The 7,602-nt window shown below is 74.3% G+C and carries 5 protein-coding genes; 2 read left to right on the top strand and 3 right to left on the bottom strand.

Annotated features, from left to right (window positions below; translation table 11 throughout):
• Positions 1 to 84 precede the first annotated feature (84 nt).
• Positions 85 to 1,632, top strand: a complete 1,548-nt coding sequence (gene glpK / locus ABEB16_RS16120; protein WP_345713242.1) for a glycerol kinase GlpK — start codon at positions 85 to 87, stop codon at positions 1,630 to 1,632.
• 106 nt (positions 1,633 to 1,738) lie between these two features.
• Here glpK (ABEB16_RS16120) and ABEB16_RS16115 read toward each other — a convergent pair whose 3' ends face one another.
• From ABEB16_RS16115 to ABEB16_RS16105, 3 genes are all read right to left on the bottom strand, one after another.
• Complete coding sequence (locus ABEB16_RS16115) at positions 1,739 to 3,448, bottom strand: glycerol-3-phosphate dehydrogenase/oxidase (RefSeq protein WP_425560222.1); 1,710 nt, start codon at positions 3,446 to 3,448, stop codon at positions 1,739 to 1,741.
• 106 nt (positions 3,449 to 3,554) lie between these two features.
• Positions 3,555 to 5,087 (bottom strand): glycerol kinase GlpK, encoded by a 1,533-nt coding sequence (gene glpK, locus ABEB16_RS16110; protein ID WP_345713241.1) that lies wholly within the window; start codon positions 5,085 to 5,087, stop codon positions 3,555 to 3,557.
• A gap of 46 nt (positions 5,088 to 5,133) precedes the next feature.
• Positions 5,134 to 5,943: an MIP/aquaporin family protein gene (locus ABEB16_RS16105; protein WP_345713243.1), complete on the bottom strand. Its 810-nt coding sequence runs from the start codon at positions 5,941 to 5,943 to the stop codon at positions 5,134 to 5,136.
• 262 nt (positions 5,944 to 6,205) lie between these two features.
• Here ABEB16_RS16105 and ABEB16_RS16100 point away from each other — a divergent pair, with 262 nt between their 5' ends.
• Positions 6,206 to 7,561: a sensor domain-containing phosphodiesterase gene (locus ABEB16_RS16100; protein WP_345713240.1), complete on the top strand. Its 1,356-nt coding sequence runs from the start codon at positions 6,206 to 6,208 to the stop codon at positions 7,559 to 7,561.
• The last annotated feature ends 41 nt before the right edge of the window (positions 7,562 to 7,602 follow it).

The raw sequence follows: 7,602 nt of genomic DNA, 5'->3' as shown, positions 1-7,602 counted from the left end.
CCGCTCGCACGGTGTAGCTCGACGCCACGGGGAAGTCGTTGCCGGCGTTGTCCTTGCCGTCACCCGCGACCTGGCGGCCGGCCGGTGAGCCTGGCCGCGGCCACCGGCCGGCGCGCCACCCGCGCCCCCGGCCGCGACGGGTTCGTCGTCGCCGTCGACCAGGGCACCACCTCCACCCGCTGCATCCTCTTCGACCACGACGGCCGCCTGGTGGCCGTCGCCCAGCGCGAGCACCGCCAGCACTACCCGCGCCCCGGTTGGGTCGAGCACGACGCCGCGGAGATCTGGCGCAACGTCGAGCGGCTGGTGCCCGCCGCGATGGCCCAGGCCGGCGCCCGCCCCGAGGACGTCGTCGCCGTGGGCATCGCCAACCAGCGCGAGACGACCCTGCTGTGGGACCGGCGCACCGGTGAACCCGTCGGGCGCGCCGTCGTGTGGCAGGACACCCGGACCTCCGACCTCGTGGAGGAGCTGGCCGCCGACGGCGGCGCGGAGCGCTTCGCCGAGCGCTGCGGCCTGCCGCTGGCGACCTACTTCGCCGGCCCCCGGCTGCGGTGGCTGCTGGACGCCGACCCCGCCCTGCGCGAGCGCGCCGAGCGCGGGGAGGTCCTCTTCGGCACCATCGAGTCCTGGCTGGTGTGGAAGCTCACCGGCGGCCCCGACGGCGGCGTGCACGTCACCGACGTCACCAACGCCAGCCGCACCATGCTGATGGACCTGCGCACCCTCGACTGGGACCCGCAGCTGCTCGACGCCCTCGGGGTGCCCGCCGCGGTGCTGCCGCGGATCAGGTCCTCCGCGGAGGTCTACGGCCGCGCCCGCACGGTCGTCCCCGGCGCCCGGATCGCGGCCGCGCTCGGCGACCAGCAGGCGGCCCTGTTCGGGCAGACGTGCTTCGACCCGGGTGAGGCCAAGTGCACCTACGGCACGGGCAGCTTCCTGCTGATGAACACCGGTCGCGAGATCACCCGCTCCTCCCACGGGCTGCTCACGACCGTGGCCCACCGGATCGGCGACGAACCCGCCAGCTACGCCCTGGAGGGGTCCATCGCCGTGACCGGCTCGCTCGTGCAGTGGTTGCGGGACAACCTCGGGCTCATCTCCTCCGCCCCGGAGGTGGAGACGCTGGCGCGGACGGTGCAGGACAACGGCGGCTGCTACTTCGTGCCCGCGTTCTCCGGGTTGTACGCCCCGCACTGGCGTTCCGAGGCGCGCGGCGTCATCGTCGGCCTGACCTCCTACATCACCAAGGGGCACCTGGCGCGGGCGGTGCTGGAGGCCACCGCGTGGCAGACCCGCGAGGTCGTGGAGGCCATCGAGGCCGATGCGGACCTGCGGCTGTCGTCGCTGCGGGTGGACGGCGGGATGACGTCGAACAACCTGCTCATGCAGACCGTGGCGGACGTGCTGGACGCGCCCGTCGTGCGGCCCATGGTGTCGGAGACGGTGTCGCTGGGCGCGGCGTACGCGGCGGGGCTGGCGGTGGGGTTCTGGGACGACCTGGACTCCCTGCGCCGCCGCTGGCACCGCGCGGCGCAGTGGAGCCCGCACATGGCGCCCGGGCGGCGGCAGGTGGAGTGGGAGAACTGGCAGGAGGCGGTGCGCCGGACGTTCGGGTGGATCCGGCACTGAAGGGATCCGGCACTGAAGGGATCCGACCGGGGGCGGGTGGACCGGGCACCGTCCTGAGGCGCTCCGGCTGCCGCTCCCCCGCACGGGCGAGCGGCAGCCGGGCGGCTCAGACCACCGGCACGACGTCCGGGGCCTGCAGCCGCACCGCGTCGGCGGAGGCGTCGTCCGGCTGCTCCTGGGAGGCCCGCTCCGCGCGCACCCGCTCCAGGTAGTGCCGCACCTCCTTCTCGATGCGCGCCTCGTCCCAGCCGAGGGGCCCGGCCATCAGCTCGGCCGCCGCCCGGGCGCTCTCCGTGCCGCGGTCCCACGTCTCGATGGAGATGCGGGTGCGCCGGGCCAGCACGTCGTCGAGGTGGCGGGCGCCCTCGTGGGTGGCCGCGTAGACGACCTCCGCCTTGAGGTAGTCGTCGGCGTGCGGCAGCACCTCCCCCAGCGAGGGGTCGGCGGCCACGAGGTCCAGGACCTCCCGCACCAGCGAGCCGTAGCGGCCCAGCAGGTGCTCGACGTGGTCGACGTGGATGCCGGCGCGCGCGGCGAGCTGGTGGCGCTGGTTCCACAGCACCTTGTAGCCGTCGGCGCCGACGAGCGGGACGTCCTGCGTCGTGGACGCCGGGACCTTCCCGTCGAGGCCCTCCACGGCCACGTCCACCGCGTCCGCGGCCATCACGCGGTACGTCGTGTACTTGCCGCCGGCCACCACGACGAGGCCCGGTACGGGGTGGCCCACGACGTGCTCGCGCGAGAGCTTGCTCGTCGACTCCGACTCCCCCGACAGCAGCGGGCGCAGGCCGGCGTAGACGCCCTCGACGTCCTCGCGGGTCAGGGGGGAGCGCAGCACCGCGTTGGCGTGCGACAGCACGTACTCGATGTCGGCGCTGGTGGCCGCCGGGTGCGCCTTGTCGTGCTGCCAGTCGGTGTCCGTGGTGCCGACGATCCAGTGCCGCCCCCACGGGATGATGAACAGCACGGACTTCTCCGTGCGCAGGATCATCCCGGTGCGCGACTGGATGCGGTCGCGCGGCACGACGAGGTGGATGCCCTTGGAGGCGCGCACCTGGAACTGCCCGCGGGCGCCCACGAGCTCCTGGGTCTCGTCGGTCCACACCCCGGTCGCGTTGATGACCTGCTTGGCGCGGACCCGGATCTCCTCGCCGGACTCCAGGTCGACGAGGACGGCGCCCACGACGCGCTCGCCCTCGCGCAGGAACTCCCGCACGCGGGTGCGGTTGGCCGCCAGCGCGCCGTAGTGCGCCGCGGTGCGGGCGATCATCATGGTGTGCCGGGCGTCGTCGACCTGCCCGTCCCAGTACTGGATGGCGCCGACCATGGCGTCCTTCCTGATGCCCGGCGCCTCCCGCGCCACACCGCGGCGGGTGAGGTGGCGGTGCAGCGGGAAACCCGCGTTGTTGCCCGACGACAGGGCCATGGCGTCGTAGAGCGCCACGCCCGAACCGACGTAGGGCCGCTCGGTGACCCGCTTGGTGAGCGGGTACAGGAACGGCACCGGCCGCACCAGGTGCGGGGCCAGCTTGTTGCGCAGCAGGCCCCGCTCGCGCAGCGCCTCGTGCACCAGCGCGAAGTCCAGCATCTCCAGGTAGCGCAGGCCACCGTGGACCAGCTTGCTGGAGCGGCTGGAGGTGCCGCTGGCCCAGTCGCGCGCCTCGACGATCCCGGTGCGCAGACCGCGGGTCACGGCGTCGAGGGCCGCGCCCGCGCCGACGACACCGCCACCGACGACGAGCACGTCCAGCTCCCCGACGGCCATCTCGCGCAGTGCGTCCTGCCGTGCCTGCGGCGACAGCGCTCTCGACTCCACCTGTTTGCTCCCTCGTCGTGTCCACTCGTCCCGGACCCGCCCCGGCGGTACCCGCGGCGGGCGGTCCACCGGGCGCGGGCGGCGCCCGCACCCGGTGGTCACCCCGTCAGTCGACGTCCACCCAGCCCAGGGTGCGCTCGACGGCCTTGCGCCACCCCTTGTAGCCGTCCTCGCGCTGGGTGTCGTCCCACGAGGGCGTCCAGCGCCGCCCCTCGTTCCAGTTCTCCCGCAGCTCGTCGGTCGTCTTCCAGAACCCGACGGCCAGGCCGGCCGCGTAGGCGGCACCGAGCGCGGTGGTCTCGGCGACGACCGGCTTGGAGACCGGCACGCCGAGGATGTCCGCCTGCAGCTGCATGCACAGGGCGTTGGCGGTGATGCCGCCGTCCACCTTGAGCACCTCCACCGGCACCCCGGAGTCCTGCGCCATCGCGTCGGCGACGTCCTTGCTCTGGTAGCAGATGGACTCCAGCGTCGCCCGGGCGATGTGCGCGTTGGTGTTGTAGCGCGACAGCCCGACGATGGCGCCGCGGGCGTCGGAGCGCCAGTACGGCGCGAACAGGCCGGAGAACGCGGGCACGAAGTAGCAGCCGCCGGAGTCCTCAACCTGCCGGGCCAGCGACTCCGACTCGGAGGCGCCGGAGATGATGCCGAGCTGGTCGCGCAGCCACTGCACCGCCGAGCCCGTGACGGCGATGGAGCCCTCCAGCGCGTAGACGGGCTGCTCGTCGCCGAACTGGTAGCAGACGGTGGTGAGCAGGCCGTTGTCGGAGCGGACCAGCTCCGCGCCGGTGTTGAGCAGCATGAAGTTGCCGGTGCCGTAGGTGTTCTTCGCCTCGCCGGGGGCGAAGCACACCTGCCCGACCATGGCGGCCTGCTGGTCACCGAGGATGCCGGTCAGCGGCACCTCCCCGCCGAGCGGGCCGTCGGCGCCGGAGGGCCCGTAGCCCTCCGGGCAGGAGGACGGCTTGATCTCCGGCAGCATCGCGCGCGGGATGCCGAAGAACCCGAGCAGCTCGTCGTCCCACCGCAGGGTCTCCAGGTCCATGAGCATGGTGCGGCTGGCGTTGGTGGGGTCGGTGACGTGGACGCCGCCGTTCACCCCGCCCGTCAGGTTCCAGATGAGCCAGGAGTCGGTGTTGCCGAACACGGCGTGGCCGGCCTCGGCGGCCTCGCGGACCCCCTCGACGTTCTCCAGGATCCACTGGATCTTGCCGCCGGAGAAGTACGTCGCGGGCGGCAGGCCCGCCTTGCGGCGGATCACCTGCCCGCGCTCGTCGCGGTCCAGGGCCGCGGCGATGCGGTCGGTGCGGGTGTCCTGCCACACGATGGCGTTGTAGTAGGGCCGTCCGGTGCGCTTGTCCCACACCACGGCCGTCTCGCGCTGGTTGGTGATGCCCAGGGCGGCGAGGTCGCCCGCCTGCAGGTTCGCCGAGCGCATCCCGCTCTGGATGACGGAGCGGGTGCGCTCCCAGATCTCGATCGGGTCGTGCTCCACCCAGCCGGGCTTGGGCATGATCTGGGTGTGCTCGAGCTGGTGCTTGGCGACCTCGTTGCCGCCGTGGTCGAACACCATGAACCGGGTGCTGGTGGTGCCCTGGTCGACTGCGGCGACGTACTGGGGGCCGGCGTCGGGTGCCATCGGTGCTGCCTCTCTGCAGGGGGCCGGTCGGTTCCGGGGTCGTGGGTCAGGCGTCGGTGGGCACGCGGCCCGGCTCGGTCGAGGCGCCCTGCTCCGCGGGCAGGTAGCGCTCGACGAGCACCTTGTAGAGGAACCCGCCGACGAGGCCGCCGACGACGGGGGCCACGATGGGGATCCAGAAGTAGAACGCCCCGCCGGGTTCGCGCATGGCGGTGGAGTAGCCGGTGAGCCACGACGCCACCCGGGGGCCGAAGTCGCGGGCGGGGTTGATGGCGTAGCCGGCGTTGACGCCCCAGGCCATGCCGATGCCGACGACGAGCAGGCCGATGATGAGGGGGGCGAGGTTCACCCCGGGCGGGGTGGCGCGCGCCTCGGTGACGGCGAAGATGACGAAGACGAGGATCGCGGTGCCCACGACCTGGTCGAGGAAGGCGTCCCCCAGGCCGATGCCCGGGTTGGGCAGCGTGGAGAAGATGCCCTGGGTGTCGTACGTGGTGCCGGGGTCGGCGGCGATGATGAGGTCGTTGTAGGTCACGCGCACGACCAGCGCGGCGACGAGCGCGCCGAGGAACTGCGCGACGCAGTACGCGGGGACCTTGGACCAGGCGAAACCCTTGAAGACGGCCAGCGCGATGGTCACGGCGGGGTTCAGGTGCGCGCCGCTGGCGCGGCCGGCGACGTAGACGCCGAGGGTGACGCCCAGGCCCCAGGCCCAGTGGATGGCGTCGTCGCCGCCGTTGCCGCCGGCGACGACCTGGGCGACGACGCCCACGCCGAAGAGGATGAGGATCGCGGTGCCGGCGAACTCGGCGAGGAGCTCACCGACGAGCCCGGGCCGCTCGGGCCCGTGCGACACCTCCAGGCGGTCGCGCGCGCCGGTGCGTGCGCTGGTGGTCGCGGTGGGGGAAGCGGTGGGCGAAGCGTGGTGCTCGGCCATGTGCCCTCTCCATCGATAGGCGGTGGCAGCTGCGGCTGGAGCCGCAGGTCGCGACGCTAGGAGGGGCCGCAGCGGGGGGTCAACACGCGGCGTTCGACATCGTCGAACGGTGTCGCCGCACCCGCCCGGGCCCGGGCGGGCCCCGCTCAAGCCCTGCGCCGCGCGTGCCGACACAGCACGGGTGACGCCCACGAGCTCCCTGCTGCGCACCGACGGCCTGGTGCAGCCCGGGGTCCGCGCCGGCGCGTCTCTCGCCCTCTCCCCGACCCACGCCGCGGTGCGGGCGGAGGGGCTCGACGAGCTCGACGCCCTGCTGCGCACCGGGGCGCTGCACACCGTGTTCCAGCCGATCGTCGACCTCGACACCCGCCGGACCGTCGCGTTCGAGGCCCTCACCCGCGGGCCGGAGGGTTCCGCCCTGCAGCGTCCCGACGCCCTCTTCGCCGCCGCCCGCCGCGCCGGGCGCCTGGCCGAGCTCGACCGCGCGTGCCAGGTCGCCGCGCTCGCCGCCGCCGAGGCCGGTGGGCTCGGCGCGCCGTGGACCCTGTTCCTCAACACCGAGCCCGAGGCCGCCGGGCAGCGCCGCCCGCCCGCGCTGCCCGGCGCCTCCCCGCACGCCGTGGTGGTGGAGCTGACCGAGCGGGCCCTGACTGCACGCCCGGCGGAACTGCTGCGGATGGTCGACCTGCTGCGCGCCCGCGGCTGGGGCATCGCGCTGGACGACGTGGGCGCCGACCCCGCCTCCCTCGCCCTGCTGCCCCTGGTGCGGCCCGACGTCGTCAAGCTCGACCTGCGCCTGGTGCAGGCCCAGCCGGACGCGCAGATCGCCGCCATCGCCAACGCCGTCAGCGCGCAGGCCGAGCGCGACGGCACCCTCGTGCTCGCCGAGGGGGTGGAGACGGAGGAGCAGTGCGCCACGGCCGTCGCCCTCGGCGCCTCGCTGGGGCAGGGCTGGCTGTTCGGCCGTCCCGGTCCGCTGCCCGCCGCGGTGCGCACCGGCTCCCCCGGCCGCGGCCTGCCGCTCGGCGCGCGCCGGCCCCTGGACACCGTGGACAGCCCCTTCGAGCTGGCCGCGCGCCGGCGGCGGGTGCGGGTGGCCCGCAAGCCGCTGCTGGTGCAGATGAGCAAGCAGCTGGAGCAGCAGGCCAGCGGCTCCGGCGACGCCTGCGTCGTCGTCTCCACCTTCCAGCACGTCTCGCAGCTGACCCCGGACACCCGCGCCCGCTACGCCCGCATCGCCCAGCGCGCCGCCTTCGTCGCCGCCATCGGCTCCGACGTCCCGCCCGCCCCGGTGCCGGGCGTGCGCGGCGTGCGCGGCGTGCACGTCGACAGCGGCGACCCGCTGACGCTGGAGTGGGACGTCACCGTGCTCGGCCCGCACTTCGCCGGGGCGCTGCTGGCCCGCGACCTCGGCGACGACGGCCCGGAGGCCGAGCGCCGCTTCGAGTTCGTCCTCACCCACGACCGCAACCTCGCCGTGGCCGCCACCTCCGCGCTGCTGGGGCGGATCGCGCCCCTGCCCCCGCAACGCCCGTAGCCCCGACAGCACGTAGGCCGCCGGGCCGATGCGGGCCTTCA

It is taken from the genome of Kineococcus glutinatus (assembly GCF_039542765.1).
In the GTDB taxonomy this organism is placed as follows: domain Bacteria; phylum Actinomycetota; class Actinomycetes; order Actinomycetales; family Kineococcaceae; genus Kineococcus_A; species Kineococcus_A glutinatus.
This window is presented reverse-complemented; position numbering and strand designations above follow the sequence as displayed.